The sequence below is a fragment of the bacterium genome (genome assembly GCA_026708055.1).
Taxonomy (GTDB): domain Bacteria; phylum Actinomycetota; class Acidimicrobiia; order Acidimicrobiales; family CATQHL01; genus VXNF01.
This window is the reverse complement of the sequence record JAPOVS010000021.1, coordinates 1-17,659: the sequence shown is the minus strand read 5'-3', so window position 1 is coordinate 17,659 and position 17,659 is coordinate 1. Positions and strand designations below refer to the sequence as shown.

At 65.2% G+C, this 17,659-nt stretch carries 14 protein-coding genes; all 14 read left to right on the top strand.

Annotated elements, in window-relative coordinates:
* Positions 1–396 precede the first annotated feature (396 nt).
* Positions 397–633: an Arc family DNA-binding protein gene (locus OXG55_03105; GenBank protein MCY4102247.1), complete on the top strand. Its 237-nt coding sequence runs from the start codon at positions 397–399 to the stop codon at positions 631–633.
* A gap of 436 nt (positions 634–1,069) precedes the next feature.
* A complete protein-coding gene (locus OXG55_03100) occupies positions 1,070–2,188 on the top strand; it encodes a DNA sulfur modification protein DndB (protein MCY4102246.1) in 1,119 nt (372 codons plus the stop codon).
* A gap of 172 nt (positions 2,189–2,360) precedes the next feature.
* Positions 2,361–3,722 carry an RNA-directed DNA polymerase gene (locus OXG55_03095; protein ID MCY4102245.1) on the top strand — a complete coding sequence of 454 codons (1,362 nt, stop codon included), beginning with the start codon at positions 2,361–2,363 and terminating at the stop codon, positions 3,720–3,722.
* An 80-nt stretch (positions 3,723–3,802) separates the two neighbouring features.
* The gene (locus OXG55_03090; protein MCY4102244.1) at positions 3,803–3,940 is read left to right on the top strand and encodes a hypothetical protein; all 138 of its coding nucleotides are present in this window, start codon (positions 3,803–3,805) and stop codon (positions 3,938–3,940) included.
* Positions 3,941–3,960: 20 nt separating this feature from the next.
* The gene (locus tag OXG55_03085; protein MCY4102243.1) at positions 3,961–4,422 is read left to right on the top strand and encodes a hypothetical protein; all 462 of its coding nucleotides are present in this window, start codon (positions 3,961–3,963) and stop codon (positions 4,420–4,422) included.
* Between the two features lie 3 nt (positions 4,423–4,425).
* Positions 4,426–4,671 (top strand): hypothetical protein, encoded by a 246-nt coding sequence (locus OXG55_03080; GenBank protein ID MCY4102242.1) that lies wholly within the window; start codon positions 4,426–4,428, stop codon positions 4,669–4,671.
* Positions 4,672–4,941: 270 nt separating this feature from the next.
* A complete protein-coding gene (locus tag OXG55_03075) occupies positions 4,942–5,832 on the top strand; it encodes an alpha/beta fold hydrolase (protein MCY4102241.1) in 891 nt (296 codons plus the stop codon).
* Between the two features lie 191 nt (positions 5,833–6,023).
* A complete protein-coding gene (locus tag OXG55_03070; protein MCY4102240.1) occupies positions 6,024–8,294 on the top strand; it encodes a TerB N-terminal domain-containing protein in 2,271 nt (756 codons plus the stop codon).
* Positions 8,294–9,661, top strand: coding sequence for an ATP-binding protein (locus tag OXG55_03065; GenBank protein MCY4102239.1), 1,368 nt, complete (start codon positions 8,294–8,296; stop codon positions 9,659–9,661). Before OXG55_03070 ends, OXG55_03065 begins: the two co-directional genes overlap by 1 nt.
* A gap of 101 nt (positions 9,662–9,762) precedes the next feature.
* Entirely contained in the window at positions 9,763–13,458 is a 3,696-nt protein-coding gene (locus OXG55_03060; GenBank protein ID MCY4102238.1) for a DEAD/DEAH box helicase, read from the top strand.
* 234 nt (positions 13,459–13,692) lie between these two features.
* Complete coding sequence (locus OXG55_03055; GenBank protein ID MCY4102237.1) at positions 13,693–14,697, top strand: endonuclease NucS; 1,005 nt, start codon at positions 13,693–13,695, stop codon at positions 14,695–14,697.
* A 432-nt stretch (positions 14,698–15,129) separates the two neighbouring features.
* On the top strand, positions 15,130–16,293 hold the full coding sequence (locus tag OXG55_03050; GenBank protein ID MCY4102236.1) for an XRE family transcriptional regulator: 1,164 nt from the start codon (positions 15,130–15,132) through the stop codon (positions 16,291–16,293).
* Positions 16,283–16,789 (top strand): DUF4411 family protein, encoded by a 507-nt coding sequence (locus tag OXG55_03045; GenBank protein ID MCY4102235.1) that lies wholly within the window; start codon positions 16,283–16,285, stop codon positions 16,787–16,789. The genes OXG55_03050 and OXG55_03045 overlap by 11 nt, the downstream gene beginning before the upstream one ends.
* A gap of 511 nt (positions 16,790–17,300) precedes the next feature.
* Entirely contained in the window at positions 17,301–17,495 is a 195-nt protein-coding gene (locus OXG55_03040; protein MCY4102234.1) for a hypothetical protein, read from the top strand.
* Positions 17,496–17,659 lie beyond the last annotated feature (164 nt).

Here is a 17,659-nt window from a genome sequence, read left to right as displayed (position 1 = left end):
GTTCCGCGGGTTCGTCGATCGTCTTGCCGAGATGAGCAGGACCCGAGTTCGCCGGCCGCAGACAATTCGTATTCGTCTGTATTACACTTTCGTGGGAGGATGGCCTGTTCGACATAGACCTACTCGATGAGGACGACCCGTTCGAGATCACCAGGCAGGCACCGCACCTGTTCAAGCATGAAGCGCTCGGAATCGACGACATCCACGACGTGTGGCGCAATGACCCGCTGTTCTATCCGGCCAAACCGCCGGCCCACTGGCTGATGGTTGCGCAAGTCAGCGGCACTGTTCTCGTCGTCCCCTGGCACCCCCGGATTCCGGCGACCCGACGAAGTGTCGGCCGATCGGTTGCTACGTCGCCACAGCGCACCTCGCCACCCGCTACTTGGAGGACCGATGAACGACTCCACGATGACCCCCGCCGAGGAGCACGAGTTCTACGGCAGGTCCGAGAACCAGATTCCCCAGGGCCCGCCCCGGCGACGCAAGGAGCCGATGACCGATCCGGTCCCGGTGCGGTTCCCGCCCGATGTCCTCGAGCAGGTCAGAGCCGCCGCCGAGGCCGACGACCGCTCGGTGTCGTCATGGATCCGCCGAGCCGTCACCCGCACCCTCGAAGCCGACCGTCCCTGACGAACGTCGTCCTCACGGTCGCGGCACGCAGAGATGCCGCTACCGCTGCGTCGTCCCGGAACTGCCGTTCGGCGCGCACACCACGCCGATGCCCGACGGCGCCGATCTCTCCCTGATGCCCTCTAGCGCACTTGAGATCCGCTGAGCAATGCGCCGAAGTCGCTCCGATTTGGTGCCGGTGATGGTGTGAGGTCCTCCTCTGCCGTCCGAGGTAACGCCGGGTGCTGCATCGGAGTGCAGTGATCCAGTCCGATCATGAATCTCTCATGCGGAGAGGCAGGAGCAGTCTGATGTCCCAATTGCTCATCCAAGTCGACGTACTTGCGACTCTTTGAGACGTACTAGTTGCAATAGTGCGACGTATCTGGTAGAGTACCGGTGCCGGGTGGCGAAATCGCTGCTCGGCCGTTGACTGACCAAGCTCAGAGGAGATCCGATGACATCAGCAAGCTTTAGCAGCCGCCTCCGGCCCACCTTTCAGGTCCCCGCGACCCGAGGCCGGATGGGCACGACCAACTACTACACGGCGACGCTCCCGTTCGGGGCAGTCACGAAGCTCTTCACCTTCGACCCCGACAAGATGCTCGAGCTGACGCCAGAGAACCGTTCCCAGAGAACGCTGATCGCCAAGCGGGTCCCCGAGATCGCCGAGTACGTGCTGGACCACGATGACTACATCTTCTCCTCGATCACCGTCTCGGTTGACTCCGACGAGGTCGATTTCCGTCCCGTCGAGGAGGGAGCCGACATCGGCAACCTGGTCCTGCCGTTGGAGGCGAAGTATGTGATCAACGACGGCCAGCACCGCGTGGCGGGCATCTCCGAGGCGCTGCGACAGGACCCGAAGCTCGCGGAGGACACCATCTCGGTGGTCGTGCTGCCCGACGGCGGCCTGGAGCGCAGCCAGCAGATCTTCTCTGACCTCAACCGCACCGTGCGCAAGACGTCGAAGTCTCTCGACATCCTCTTCGACCACCGACTGCCGATCAACCGCATCACCATGGCGTGCCTCGAGGGAGTCCCACTGTTCGAGGACCGCATCGACAAAGAGCGCGTGTCGCTGTCGGTGCGCTCGCCGAAGTTCGCCACCCTCTCGGGTCTGCAACAGGCCAACCTTCAACTCCTCGGTAACCCATCCGAGAAGCTCCCCGCAGAGCAAGTAAGCGAGCTGACAACCCAGGCGGTCGACTACTGGACCCGCCTCACCGATCTTGTCGCACCCTGGTGCCACATCCTCGACGGTGACATGAAGGCGCAGGAGGCACGCCAGGTATACGTGTCGTCCTACGCGCTGTCACTGTGGGCTCTCGGCTTCGCCGGCGCCGCAGCCCGCGCCGCGCATGACCACGCCAACGGGCACTGGACCGATTCCCTCAAGGGACTCGCCGACATCGACTGGCGCAAGACGAACCCCGATTGGCAAGGCATCTGCATGGCAGACAACGAAGTAGTCACACGCATGCCCACGAGGCGGGCGACCGCCACATACATCATGTGGAAACTCGGTCTCGAAGCCGAACGCCCCGGCACCGTCCTAGCCGACCGGCTCTTCTAGCGCTCGCTGGCGCAAAGGAGGAATCGTGGGCTCCCTATGTCCCCACGACGGCGGCCACCCGCCGACGTTGGACGAAGTCTCAGTCAACTTGCGGGCGGGCGCTCCCTGGGTCGGCAGGCGGGATCTGCCGGACGTTGACGGATGGGCCGACTTCATTGCGGCTCCCGAGTTGGTGCGTCAGCGCCTGATCAGCCGCTCACAGGAGGGGCGCTGCCCGTCCGTCGCCCACACGTTCCCACTGCCGAAGAGCGGCAAGGGCGAGGTCCGCAAGATGGCGTGGCTCAACCCGTACGACGATCTCCATCTCCGGATCGTTGTCGGACGTGTTGCGCTCGCGGTCGAAGCGGCGCTTGGCCCCGACGTGTTCAGCTATCGGCTTGCGGACGATCCGCCGGCGTGGTCCGTGCAGGACGTGCGAGTGGCTTTCGGGCTGCGGCGCGAGCGCGCACGGGAGCTACTCGCAGCGGCGGGTTGCAATGCGATGGCCGTTGCCGACCTGAGGAACTACTACCCCTCGGTTGAACCCGAGGTCGTCATGGATGCTCTGCGCCAGGCGGGTTCGCCGCAGGGCGCCGTCACCCTCATCGGTGATCTATTGCGTGACCTCGAGCCCATGGGCGCGCCAGGTGGTCTGCCCGTCGGGCCCGAGGCGTCCGGGTTGCTAGGGAACATCGTCCTGATGGAGCTTGACACGGCGATCTCCTGCCGGGTCCGAGGCCACATCCGGTACACGGACGACAGTTGGATGTTTCTCGGAGCCGAGACGGAGTGGCCGGAGGTTCTCGAGGTCTACGCCGCGTTGGCGTCAGATCTCGGACTTGAAGTCAACGCCTCGAAGGTGGAGGTTCATCCGAAGGGCAGCGCAGCTGCCGAGCACATCATCCAGCACGGGCAGATCGCCTATCTGACTTCACCCGGCGCGGGGTTCCGACCACCGCAGAGAGCTGCCGGCGAACTTCGGGACGAACTCCAGCGAGACACACCGGACTTGACCCTCGTCAAGTTCCATTTGGGTTCGCTCAGATCTGCGCAGAGTCCGCTCGCGCTACCGATCCTCTATGAGCAACCGCAGTTGCTACAAGAAATACCGCTCAGCGTGGGTCACTACCTCTCGGCAGTCGTTGGCCATCCCCACAATCGTCAGGAGCTTGATCAAGACTGGCTCGTTGACCAGGCGACGGCGAGCCCTACGGCGCGATCCGCCGCAGGCGAGCTCCACCTCTGTCGAGTTGCCAGCCAACTTCGGTTGGGCAAAGAGCATGGCAACCGCCTGCTGGATCTCGCTACCGACAGCAGTCTCCGACGCCATGCCCCGCTTCGGGCTTGGGCGGCCAAGGCTTGGGGCTCCTCCGAGGCCCATCGCTCTGCACGCGCCGTCGAATACGCGTGCGACCTTGGCGACTTCTCCGTTCGGCGAGCCTTCGCCCTGACGCTGCCCCCAGACGCGTCGACTCCCTCGAAGCGATCCTGCTGGCGCCGAAAGCTCCGATCGGCCGATCCTGACCTCGAGCCAACCCTTGCGCGAGTCACCTGAAGAGTCAGGCATCGGTCTAGCCGAGTGCGGGGACCCGCCGTTACGGCCGTCGTCGAGATGCCTGGTAGGACCTTCCCGACGTGATCGCCGAGCGGGCGGCTTCGGACAGGATGCGCCTCGATGTCCTGGACGAAGCAGCAGCCACCGAACCCCACCGCCAGGCCCGCGCGCAGTGGTCCGAGATCCGGGCACACCCAGCGCTGGCACTGTCACCGTGAGCCCGTAACGTGCAGCGCTCATGAGTGCCCGTGTGCTGTTCCTAGACGATTCGGGCAAGCCCGCCCTTCGTGACAGCTCGGGCGCGGTCGTGATCGGCGGCTTCTCGATCCCGGCGGCGAACGCCCCGGCGCTGAGCCGCAAGTTCGCGGGTGTCAAGGCGCGCTTCTTCGCGTCGCGTGGCGATCCGACAAAGTGGGAGGTCAAAGCGACAGAGACGATCAGGCCGAACCCCTGGAAGCGTCGCAAGAATCGCGATCTTGTGGATGAGACGCTGCAAATCCTCCGACTGCTGAGTTGCACCGTCTACACGGTGAGCATCAACAAGAAGCGGATGCATCACCCCATGACTCTGGAGACGACGGCGCCGCTACAGATGCAAGCCCTCGTGGAGCACTTCGCAGTTGAGTGTGCCCACCACGGCGAGACAGGCCTCATCGTCTCGGACTGGTCCGGCTACGGACTCGACGCGCACGTCAGCTAGTGCGTGGCGAGCTTCGTGCTCTCGCGGCGGCTGCCGCTGCACCCCAGCGTCTACTACGGAAGCTCTCTCACGACTCAGGCGATCCAAGTCGCCGACTTGGTAGCGGGCATCAGGCGACGGGTAGTCGAGGGCGATCGCCGCCTCGGCGTCCTCGGCTCCAGGCTGGCCGCAGTGCGCACGCTGCCGAACAACACCAACGCGACCACCCACAGCGGCCGCCGCTACACCAATGAGATCGTCCTGTTCTGAGCGGGCGCGATCGTTGCGGCCATAGGCCCAAGCGCCTATCGTGGGGGATGCCTGTCGGTTCGGCTAGTAGGCGACAGCCGAATGCAGCCGAAATACCGCGGCAACGGGACCCCGGAACGCACGGGGTCCCATTCTTTTTGGGCCTTTGCACCCGATTCCAGGTCGACGTGGACACCTGCACCTGCCAGAGGCGGACCCCGGTACCGTGATCCCCGCGACTCGGCGTCGACGATCTGCCGATTTGACCCTCACCGGCGAGGAGGTCTGGGGATGCAGCTTCAGGGCCCCACATCCGCCGGCCTCATGCATTCCGACAGCGGCGGCAATGGGCCGGTGGTGGTGTTGCTGCACGGGGTGTTGATGGGTGGCTCCCTGTGGGACGCCGTCGTCGAGGGCCTGGGGGATCGCTACCGCTGCGTCGTCCCGGAGTTGCCGTTCGGCGCGCACAGCGCGCCGATGCCCGACGGCGCCGACCTGTCCCTGCCGGCGATCGCCACCCTCCTCGCCGAGTTCCTCGCCGCACTGGACCTGCAGCGGGTCACGCTGGTCTGCAACGACTGGGGCGGCGCGCCGCTCCTCATCAGCCCCGGCGGCTCGGATCGTGTCGCCAACTTGGTCCTGGTCTCCTGTGAGGCCTTCGACAACTACCCGCCCGGGGCGCCGGGCCGGCTGCTGTGCGCCACCGCGGCGCTGCCCGGGGGCACCTTCCTGGTCGCCCAGTTGTTGCGCCGGCGCTGGATCCGCCATCTCCCCGTGGTCTTCGGCGCCCTGTCCGAACAGCGGGTTCCCGAGGACCTGTTCGGGACCTGGATCGGTCCGCTGCGCCACAACCCCAAGGTCCGCCGCGACCTCGCCAAGTACCTCCGCACCGTCCCCGAACCCCAGCAGTTGCTCTCCTGGGCCGACCAGCAGCGCAGCTTCGCCGGCCCGGTCCTCATCATCTGGGCACGAGAAGACAAGCTCATGCCCCCCACCCACGCCCAACGACTCGCCGACCACTTCGGCAACACCCAACTCGCCTGGATCGACGACAGCTACACCCTCATCCCCATCGACCATCCCCATCGACCAGCCAGAGACCCTGACCGACCACCTCCGCAGCTTCCTGGTCGCGCGCACCTGAAGTCGACGGGTGCTAACTCGGCGCGGCGTGCACCATGAGGCGCGACGTTCTGAAGAATAGGTCTGGGGTCCTCTCGGACAGACCGGAATCGCAGGAGGTTACGCGACGAAGTCTTGGGCGTGTTAGAAGTATTCGGTCCGACGAAGAAGACACGCTGCCGAATCCGAGCTGCTGAGGCGACCGCGTGGCGGCGATGGCGCCGTGGAAGGGCGTGAGAGATAGGAGTCTGATGGGCCTGGGCAAGCTATTCGGCAGAAGACGGGCTTCACATCACGGCCGGCCACCGCTCTCGACTCCGTCGGTTCCGGCCTCGGCGCGGACCGCGCACAGCGACTCCCCCTCTCGGCAACAGGCGACGACACGACCCGCATCGTCGCCTGTGCGCCCGACGAGGGGCTTGGCGACGTGGGTTCCGGCCGGCGGGAGCATCATCGTCGGTGGCCGCCCAGTTGCGGGTGGGATGGTATATGTGGGCAGTGGTGCTCGATCGGCGGACCAATCCCAAGTCGAGCCGTGCCTGATCGATCCCCGGTTTCCCGTTAACTGGAAGCGTCCCGACTGGGCAGGGAGCACGATGGGCTACTGGCCGTCGTACGATCGTCTGGACAAGCGCGCCCGTGCTGCATACCTGATCTGGCTGATCAACGGTCGCCGGGACGAGTCCGCCTACATCGGTTACGTGTTCCTGTTCTTGTACGGCCTCGAGCGACGACTTCTGGTCGACCTGGGATCAGACTTGGACAACCCCGAAGTCCCGGTTCTCGTCGCCGAGATCAGACGCCTCCTCGCGATCTACGGCGACAACTACTCGTTCGCAGGTTACGCAGGCGAATTGGTCGACTTCATTGAAGCATTGTGTCTTGTCAACGCCGACCTCGAGCCGGTCGCGTGGGACCCCGAGGAGAACCGTTGGGAGGTGTCCCTCGCGCTTCAAATCGGCATCGGAAGGCTTGTGGGTGAGGGGCAGCGGATCCCCGCAGAGTGGGCACTCAGCTACCTACGCCACCACCCATACGTTCCTTTGCGGACCGCGGCAATGCGCTGTCAGCCTCAATTTGATCAGCTGTTCCTATTGCGATATCGGACTCGATTCGGCGACGGCATCAAGGTGCGGCGGCCCGCGAAGAATCTCGAGTTTTCCTACCGGCCAGCATCGGGTGGTTTCGGTGGCACGGTGTCGTGCACTCTCGACGAGATTCCCGACGTGACATCGGTCATCGGTCCAATCAACAAACTGAAGGACTTGGCCGAGGAGTGCACCGACGAACTCGATGCATACAGTCGATTCCTCGGTCGCCGCCCTGATGAAGCAGCGACGGCCGCAGCGATCGCATTGCTTCCTGACGAGTTGCTGGATACCCATGGCGGTCCGATTCTCGACGACATGCGTCGCTGGATGTCGGGAGTTCTGACCGGCGAATCAAGCGCGGTAGTCCCGCTCGACGACCTGGTAGCACGCTGGGCTCCTGGCCGGACCGAGAAGCTCGCGAAGCGTGATGCCGTCTCACTGGCAACCCTGCTCAGCAAGATCGGTGTCGGCATTGAACCGGACGTCCGTTTCGGCTCATCTACGCCGAAGCCAGGATCGAAAGCGGTCGTTTTCCGACTTTCCGAGAGCGCGGCGGCCGCTCCCTCGTCGGCTTACACAGCTGCGATGTCGCTAGTCCATCTGACCGCTGTGGTCGCAGCAGCAGACGGGACCATTAGCGACGCTGAGCAGCAGCACCTCGCAGAGCACGCCGAACTGGTCCTCGGACTCGACGATGCCGAGCGAGCCCGTTTGGAGGCACACCTTGCCTTTCTGGCGACGGGCAAGCTCGGTCTGGCCGGGGTGAAACGCAGGGTGGAAACTCTGCCGACCGCAGAGCGGGCGTCAGTCGGAAGGTTCCTCATCGACGTGGCGGCGGCCGACGGAATCATTAGTCCCGAAGAGATCAGCACTTTGACCAAGGTGTTCGGGCATCTCGGGCTCGAGGAATCCGACGTGTACCGCGAGGTTCACGCGCTCAGTACCGGCGAGACAGGGCCCGTCACGGTCCGACAGGCAGATCCGAGCACCCGGTGGGCTGTTCCTGAGCGGCCCATCGACGCGCCACAGCCAGCGGCGGTAGCGCTCGACCCTGTGAAAGTACAGGCCCGTCTCGCCGAGACAGCCCGCGTGACTGTGCTGCTGACCGACATCTTCACTGAAAGCGACGATCCGGCCGAGATGCCCGCGGCGACGCCGACTGCAACGGCTCCCACGGTCCTGCAGCCCGCACACGAGTCCTCGATCGAGGGGCTCGATGCCGCGCACTCGGCGCTGGCGAGCGCTCTCGCCAGCCAGCCCGAATGGGAGCGTGGCGACGCAGAGGACCTCGCCGCCTCGCTCGGCCTGCCGCTGTTGGACGGCGCGTTGGATGTCATCAACGAGACCGCGCTGGATGTCTGCGGTGAGCCTCTCGTCGAGGGAGACGACCCCATCGAAGTGAACGCCTATGCTATCGAGGAAATGCTCTGATGTCTTCCACTCCTGCGGCTGTCCGTATACGGCCCCGCGAGCGTGATGCCGTCATACAGTCCTTGCGAGCCGGTGTCGTGCCCCGTGTCGGGCAACAGCACATCCAGGTTGGGCGCGTCAACGAGGTCGGTGCGCTCGTCGGCGACATTGACCGGATCGCCGACGGGGGCTCAGCGATCCGGTTCGCCATCGGCGAATACGGCGCCGGCAAGTCTTTCTTCCTGTACTTGGTGCGTTCCATCGCGCTCGAGAGGAAGCTCGTGACCGCCCATGCCGATCTCTCGCCAGATCGGCGCCTACGTGCAACGGGCGGACAAGCGCGGAGCCTCTACGCCGAACTGATGCGCAACCTGTCGACACGGGCAAAGCCCGATGGTGGCGCCATGCCGTCGGTGGTGGAACGTTTCATCACTGCAAGCCTGAACGTGGCGCGCTCCCAGGCCGTCAGCCCGGAGGTCGTGATCCGTGAACGGCTCGCCGAGTTGCAGGAACTCACCGGGGGCTACGACTTCGCCGATGTGATTGCTGCCTACTGGCGCGCCCACGACTCGGGCAACGAGCAGACGAAAGCCGACGCGGTCCGGTGGCTGCGCGGCGAATACTCGACTCGGACCGAGGCGCGGGCCGCGCTCGGCGTCCGTACCATCGTCGACGACGGCAGCTTCTACGACCACCTCAAGCTCCTGGCGCGGTTCGTCCGGCTCGCCGGGTTCGCTGGTCTACTCGTTTGTCTCGACGAGATGGTCAACCTGTACAAGCTCTCGAACACCCAAGCCCGCAACGCCAACTACGAGCAGGTGCTACGCATTCTGAACGACTGCTTGCAGGGCTCTGCAGCCGGGCTCGGATTCGTGCTCGGTGGAACGCCGGACATGCTGCTGGATACGCGTCGCGGCCTCTATTCGTATGCGGCGTTGCAGTCCCGCCTCGCCGAGAACACCTTCGCCACCGGGGGGCTCGTCGACTACTCCGGACCAGTGCTGCGGCTCGCGAACCTGTCGCCTGAAGACATGTTCATCCTGCTCACAAAACTCCGACACGTATTCGCCGGAGGCGACTCCAACGCCTATCTCGTCCCCGATAAGGCATTGGAGGCGTTCATGACTCACTGCGCCTCGCGCGTCGGCGACGCGTATTTCCGTACGCCCCGCACCACCATCAAGGAGTTCGTCAACCTCCTGTCGATCCTCGAACAGAATCCCGGAATCAATTGGAGCGACCTGATCGACCGGGTCGAGATCTCCTCCGAGACAAACCCCGATCTCGAACCGCTCGACGACGCCGACAGCCCGCCAGCGCAGGAAGCCAGCACTCCTCCGGACCCGCTCGGATCTGGCGATGACGGACTCACCAGCTTCCGGCTCTAGAACTCTCGCCCCACCTGTGCCGGCACCTCGTCGTGACGGATCCGCGAAGCTGCAGTCCTGAACCAGCGCCATCGTCGGCGTTCACCCGGCTGCATCCACGGATGCAGCGGTGGGTCTACGACGAAGGTTGGACTTCGCTGCACGACGCCCAAGAGCGTGCAATCGGCCCCATTCTGGAAGGCCAACGCGACGTAATCATCGCGGCGGCGACCGCCGCCGGGAAGACCGAAGCGGCCTTCCTGCCGATCCTGTCGAATCTCGCCACCGCTGCGGAGCAGACCCAGCCTCTCAAACGGGATCCTTGGACCGCGCACGATCCGTGGGCAGATCCGCGGACCGAGCCAGCACCCGGTGTGGAGGTTCTCTACCTATCGCCGCTTAAGGCGCTGATCAACGACCAGTACCAACGTCTGGAACAACTATGCGAACGCGTGGGGATTGCAGTACACCGGTGGCACGGCGATGTCGCCGGCACGGCGAAGACGAAGCTGCTTTCCGAGCCGACCGGGGTTCTACTGGTCACGCCGGAGTCGCTAGAGGCGATGTTCGTGCTCCGAGGGACCCTGGTCGGCAGGCTGTTCGGACGCGTGCGGTACATCGTCATCGACGAACTGCACTCCTTCCTTGCTGCACCGCGGGGCGCGCAACTCCAATCCCTCATGAACCGTGTCGAACTCGCAATCCGTCGGCGGCCGCCACGGATCGGACTATCTGCGACGCTCGGCGACATGGCACAGGCTGCCGCGTTCATTCGACCGACTGATCCAGAGCGAGTCGTTGTGATCGAATCGGCGACCGACGGCCAAGAACTGCAACTCCAACTACGGGGTTACGTCGCGACCGCACGGCCGATGCCTCCCAACGGAACACCGATCGCCGAGGATGCTGAGCCAGGAGAGCCCGTCGGCCCGGAAGACACCGGAGACCGGAACGCGATCGTTGAGCACGTGTTTCAGCACCTCCGCGGACAAGACAACCTCGTCTTTGCCAATGCGCGCCGTGACGTCGAGACATACGCCGATCTGCTTGCCCGCCGCTGCGAGCGTGCACGAGTCCCGAACGAGTTCTGGCCGCACCATGGCAATCTCTCGAAGAACGTCCGCGAAACCGTCGAGGAGCACCTGAAGGACCGCAGCCGGCCAGCGAGCGCAGTTTGCACATCCACGCTCGAATTGGGGATCGACATCGGTACTGTCGCGACCGTCGCCCAGATCGGGCCTCCGCCGACGGTTGCGGCGCTCCGACAGAGGCTCGGCCGATCAGGTCGCCGCGACGATCCAGCCGTGCTCCGCCTGTACGTCACCGAGAAGCAACTCGACCAGAACGCCAGCCTTGTCGATCAACTGCGCTGCGCGACGGTGCGGACTACCGCCATGGTTCGCCTCATGCTCGACAAGTGGCTTGAGGCTCCCGACGATCCCGGATTCAACTACTCCACGCTGATCCAACAGGTCATGTCGACGATCGCCCAGCATGGCGGCGCCACTGCCAGCGATCTGCATCGCGCACTATGCGGGGCAGGACCGTTCCAACTCGTCGACAGCTCGCGATTCGCGGAACTGCTCCGATCAATGGCCGCCAGGGAGTTGCTGGTCCAATCCAGCGATGGGCTGCTCCTGCACGGCACCGCCGGTGAACGGTTCGTGAACCACTACAGCTTCTACGCCGCATTCCAGACAGCGGAAGAGTGGCGGCTCGTCACCGACGGCGCGACTCTCGGCACGCTCCCCATTCATCAGCCGCTCTACGAAGGGGTACTGCTGATCTTCGCCGGGAAACGCTGGAAGGTAACCGGAATCGATACCTCAGCTCGTGTTGTCGAACTGGAACGATCCACCGGCGGCAACCCGCCGCAGTTCGTTGGCGCTGCCGCAACGACATCAGACCGCGTCCGGACGGAGATGGTCGCGATCTACGAGTCCATCGACAGCCTGCCGTGGCTCGACACGAACGCACAGAACCTGCTCGCCGAAGGCCGAGCCGCGTACAAGCGCCTAGGCCTCCTCGATACAACCGTCGTCTCCGACGGCTCGGGTGTGCTGCTGTTCCCGTGGGCCGGCGACCGCGCCCTGTTCACAGCCACGATCGCGTTGCAATACGAAGGCATCGAAGCGAGTGTCGACGGTCCGGCTATCCGGATTCTCGACGCTGACGAGGAGACGGTCGAGGACACAGTACGCCGTCTGCTGGCCGAACCCCCGCCAGCGCCTGAGCAGCTAGCCGAACTGATCCGGAACCGCCAGATCGACAAGTGGGACTGGGTGCTCAATGATGCCCTAGCCGGAGAATCTGCGGGTGCCCGAATGCTCGATCTCGACGGCGCATGGAAGCTGCTTGGAAGAGTTGAACCAGACCTCGCCAACGCTGCACCGTCGGTAGCAGGGGCGCCGCCAGACGCTCATCGACTCCTGAGAGTCCACGATGTGGGAGGGCAGCGTTCGCCGATCACCGTTCAACCAACAATTCCGTCCGCGGCCCAGGCGCCGTCGACGATGGAGGCGCCGAGTCAACGTGGACTCTCCCGCGCCGACCTCCTCGAACAGGAGTTCTGCGTTGTCGACCTCGAAACGACAGGTTTCAGCCCCCGGCTCGGCGACCGAGTCATTGAAGCCGCCGCCGTGCGCATCCGGGGCGACGGAACCAGGCTCTCCGAGTGGTCAACGCTCATCAACCCGGGCCGCGACATCGGCGCCACCGACGTCCACGGCATCACAGCTACCGACCTTGTCGGCGCGCCCCAGTTCGCCGACGTGATCGGCGACATCCTCCAGCACCTCAGCAACGCTGTCCTCGTCGCACACAACATCCGATTCGACCGCACCTTCCTGACCGCCGAATTTGACCGCGCAGGGCACGACTTCCCTGAGTTCCCGTCGCTGTGCACTCTGTCGCTCGGATCCAGCCTCCAGCCTGGTAAAGGCAGCCGTCGGCTCACCGCTTGCTGCAACAGTCTTGGCATCGACCTCCCGAACGAACACGACGCGCTCGGCGACGCTCTGGCAGCATCACATCTCCTCGCCGCCTACCTCACCATCGCAGTCGAGAGCGGCCGTCGCACCCTCGATGAGATCGGCTGCGTCCCCTTGGCCTGGCCTGATGCACTCCCCAGGGTCAAACCATCAGCGAAACGACAGTTGCGAGGAACCGGCCGCTCACGAATCGACAGCCAAGGCCAGTACCTCGCAGCACTTGTCGAGCGTCTCGACGAACCGTCCACTGCGGACCCCGACACATCCGCGTATCTCGACCTGCTGGATCGGGCACTCGAAGACCGACGTCTCACCAAGGCCGAAGCAGACGCACTCGCCGCGACCGCAGCCGACTGGGGACTCGATCGTAGACACGTCAACCTCCTCCACGACCGGTACTTCGACGCGGTACTCGAAGCAGCGACCGCGGACGGAGTCATCACCAACCTCGAATATGAGGATCTCCATCTCGTCGGCTCCCTGCTTGGCATCGACCGCGAGACACTCGAAACTCGCATTGCGGACGCCAAGTCTGCACACGTCTCGACCGGCATCAAGCCTGCAGCCTCTCTGTCTGGACTCTCAGTGTGCTTCACCGGATCGCTCGTCGGCAGAATCCGCGGCGAGACGGTGACCCGCGAAGACGCACACCAGCTCGCCGAGGAAGCCGGGCTCGTCGTGAAGAACAACGTGAGCAAGCAACTCGACCTACTTGTCGTAGCCGACCCCGACTCCCAGTCCGGCAAGGCTCGCAGAGCCCGGGAGCTCGGGATCCGCGTCATGGCCGAAGCAGTCTTCTGGCCCGCTATCGGTGCGGAAGTGGACTAGCGACCTGACGATTCCACTAGTGACCAGACGGGAGAGTTCCGACCACCAGTTGTCGCAAGCGAGGAGGTTCACCTCCACACCATCCTCGCCATGAACACGTGACGCCGATTGTTCGCAGGTCCACACGAGCACGAACCCGTTGCCGCGTCTCCCGAGTTGCGTCGACTGGGGCTGGCGGCGCAGGCTGAGTAGAGCACCGCAATGACATCATGGGCTTGACCGGGAGGAGGGCCGATGGCCGTCGAGATGGCGATCTGGCGGATGACCGACGGCGGGCCGCACCCGTTGGTGTCGTCGCCGCTGGACTCCGAGCAGCGCCTCGAGGACATGATCGCCGAGGATCCCCGCATGAGCGGAACCGATCTGCTCATCATCGCCAGGCAGGTACCCACCGGGTTCGGGGGATTCATCGACCTCCTCGCCCTCGACGCCGAGGGGCGCGTCCACGTCCTCGAACTCAAGCGTGACCGCACTCCTCGGGACGTCGTCGCCCAGGCGCTCGACTACGGGTCCTGGGCGAAGGATCTGAGCCTCGAGGAACTGGAGCAGATCCACCAAGACGACGGAGGGGGCGAGACGCGCCTCGACGAGGCCTCCGCCGAGCACTTCGGCGGTCCGCTGCCCGACGTCGCCGGGGCCGAGCAGCAGTCCACGATCGCGGCCTCCGAGCTCGACGCGACGTCGGATCGCATCATCGAGTTCCTCGCGGAGCCCGACGACGCGCCGATCAACGCCGTCCTCTTCGGCTGCTTCGCCGACGGCGGCCACGAGCACCCGGCCCCGACGTGGCTACTCGATCCCCAACACGTCGAGGACAAGGCGGCTCGACCGTCGCGCCGCAAACTCCGCCCCTGGAACGGCCGGGACTTCTACGTGATCCTCGGTCGGGCCGAGCCGGGCGATCCCCGCCGGCCGATCGCCCACAAGTACGGCCTCCTCAACGCGGGCGGCGGATCGTGGTACTGGAAGCCGCTGCGCAACCTCGAACCGGGACATCGGGTATTCGCCCATGTGAGCGGAACCGGCTACGTGGGCATCGGCCGGGCCACCAGCAAGGTGATCCCCGCACGAGACGCCGACAACTCGGTGGTCCGGGCTCCGGGCCGGCGGGAGTCGCGGCTGCACATTGGTTGGGGCTCACGACGCAGGTGCCCGCGACGTATCTCGCTGCCGTGCCTGCCCGGGTGCCGGCACCCTGGCAGGGGGTCCGCTTCACACAGCGCCCGATCGGCCGGCTGATCCGTTCGCTGACCCCATCGGAGGTGGCAGTGCTGGAGGTCTTGCGCGCCGGTCCCGCAGTCGTTGAGACGGCCTGGGAGGAGCTTCCCGGGGTGATCGCCCGACTGGCCGCTTCGGGCACAGTACGCATCGAGACGCTGGATGAAGCAGTTGCTACCGAACCTAACCGGCAGGCCCGAGCGCGCTGGTCCGAAGTGCGGACTCACCCGGCATTGGTCCCGCCGTCGTCTTCATGACGCTGTGGATGGTGCTACCTGCCGTAGGGATCTTCGGACTGGCAAGGCTCACCTTCGACCGCGAGGATCCCCGATGCGGCTCGACGGACCACCACCGGGGCACTTCGCAACAGGTGACAGCATCCGCCAGCCCTCACGGAGTTGACGGCGTCGTCATACCGGCCCGCTACGCTCAGCGAGCACCGCGGAGGTGACAATGCCGACACAGGGGGTGCCGATCACCGGCTCGGTCCTTGCTTGGGCACGCGCCGAGAGCGGCCTGTCCCAAAGCGAACTCGCCGAGTCGCTGAAGGTCGACCAGGACGAGGTGGAGTCCTGGGAGCGTGGAACGGCGCTGCCCGGTCGGGGTAACTTCTCGAAGCTCGTGAAGGTGCTCGAGCGGCCGAGCGCCGTCTTCTTCCTGCCCGAACCGCCCACCCGCAGCGCTGTCCCCACCAGCTTCCGGAACGCCCCCGGGCTGAGTGACCACCTCCTGGGAAAGGACGAGATCCGCTGGATTCGACGGTCTCGCCGGCTGCAGGATCTCCTCTCCTGGGTTCAGCAGGACTCCGGCGCAGAGCCTGTGTCACTCCCCACCGCAGCACCGGGACGAACACTTGAGACGATCGTTCAAGAGATCCGCGAGTTGCTCGCCGTGCCTGTTGAGACACAGCTCGACTGGGACAGCGCCGGCGATGCGTTCCGCGGGTGGCGCTCCGCGCTGGAGAACGTCGGTGTGGTCGTACTCCAACTCAGCCTCGGCAAGAAGGGCATCCGCGGCTTCTCGGCGTGGGACGACTTCGCGCCTCTCGTCGCCGTCAACGCCGCCTATCACCCGACGGCTCGGATCTTCACCCTGTTCCACGAGGTGGGGCACCTCCTGCGGCGCGACGACGCGGCGTGCTTGCGCTTCATGCGACCCGGCGACGCCGAGGCCGGGATCGAACGATGGTGCGAACGGTTCTCGGCCAATCTCTTGATGCCCAGCGAAGCGCTCGCCGAGGTCGCCGGCCGTTACGGAGTCGCGCCGGTTGCCCCGGTGCCCGACGTCCGGACGGCGCGTCTGATCTCGCAGCAATTCCACGTCAGCACGCGCGCGGGGAGCCTGCGCCTCCAGGAACTGGGCCTCGCCCCCAAAGGGTTCTACGGTCGCGTCGAGAGTGAGTTGGCCACTCTCGACTGGAACAAGGGGGGCGGAGGCGGAGGCGGGAGTCCGCCCGCACCCGAGAAGCGGCTCGGAGAGGTGGGAACCCGCACCGCCTCGATCCTGGTCGAAGCCAGCCGGCGGCGACGACTCAGCCGACTCGATCTCGCCGACTACCTGAGACTGAACACCAGCCAGCTGGATGACCTCCAGTCCTTGCTCGCGGATGCCGGCTGAGCCACCCGCCTGGATTCTCGACACTTCGGCTCTGATCGAGTTCAAGCGGCTGCTCCCGATGCCGGAGCAGTGGAACGCGTTCGTGCGTCTCGGAAGCCTCGTCGATAACGGTCGGATTGCCATGCCGCGTCAAGTCCTCGCGGAGGCCACGAAAGTGAGCCATCCAGACGTTCCCGGCGCTTGGGCCGCGGCGATGAGGGAGCGTCTCCAACACCCGGTCGATCCCGGCTACCACTTCCTCCGACTCGCGATGGCGAGGGCCGGAGACGTCGTCGACTCCAACAAGACGACTGAAGATGCCGATCCCTACGTGGTCGCTCTCGCTCTTCACGCCCGCGAGCGGGGATTCGACGTCATGGTCGTGACGGCCGACGTTGTGGATCGCCTGCCGATCAAGATCTCGCTGGCGACGGCGTGCGCACGCCTGAACGTCGACACGGCAACGCCTGAAGAGTTCCTCGCCGCATCAGGGATCTGGCCCCGCGGCGATCAGTAGGGCCGCTGCCCGGACTCCCTCAACGAAGCGCCGGCCGGACGCCCGCCGGAAGGAGGTTTGCGAATGCAACTTCAGGGCCCGACGACCGCCGGTCTCATGTACTCCCACACCGACGGCGACGGATCGGTGGTGGTGTTGCTGCACGGGTGTCACTGCGCCGCGGGCGGTACAGCAAAGTCCCGCTGCACCAGATCCGCCCGCCGGAGCGTCGGCGGATCTCGTGGCGCGCGCCTCACTATTCGCGTTCTATTCGAAGGGGGAGCACCTCGGCTCGCTAACCCTTTCTGAACTGCGGTTTCGCGCCGCGAACTCTCTCCGAACTCTCAATTCCCTCTCTATTCGCGTTCTATCCGAGGGGGGTGCTGTCTCGGTGGAACCCCCTCTGAACTGCGATTTCACAGCCAGGCCTGCCTTCTTGTTTCCAATTCGCTCTCTATTGGCTTCCAATTCGAGGGGGGTCTTCGACGGCGCCGGGCTGTCCCTGTAGGCGGTCGCCACCAGGGTCGCCGAGTTGCTCACCGATCTGGACCTGCACCAGGTCACAGTGGTCTGCAACGACAGGGGCGGCGCGCGGTTCGTCATCGGCCCTGTCGGCTCCGATCGTGTCGCCAATTGGGTCCTGGTCTCCTGTGAGGCCTTCGACAGTCAGGCGCCCGGGGGCGCAGGGCCGACTGCCGTGCAGCGCTTCGTCACCACGAATACGTGACGCCAATGGTTCCCAGGTCCCCACGAGCACGAACCCGTTTCTGCGTCCCCCGAGTTGCGTCGACTGGTGTTGGCGGCACAGGCCGGGTGGCGCACTCCGATGACCTCACGGGCTTGACCGAAGGAGGGCCGATGGCCGTCGAAATGGCGATCTGGCGAATGACC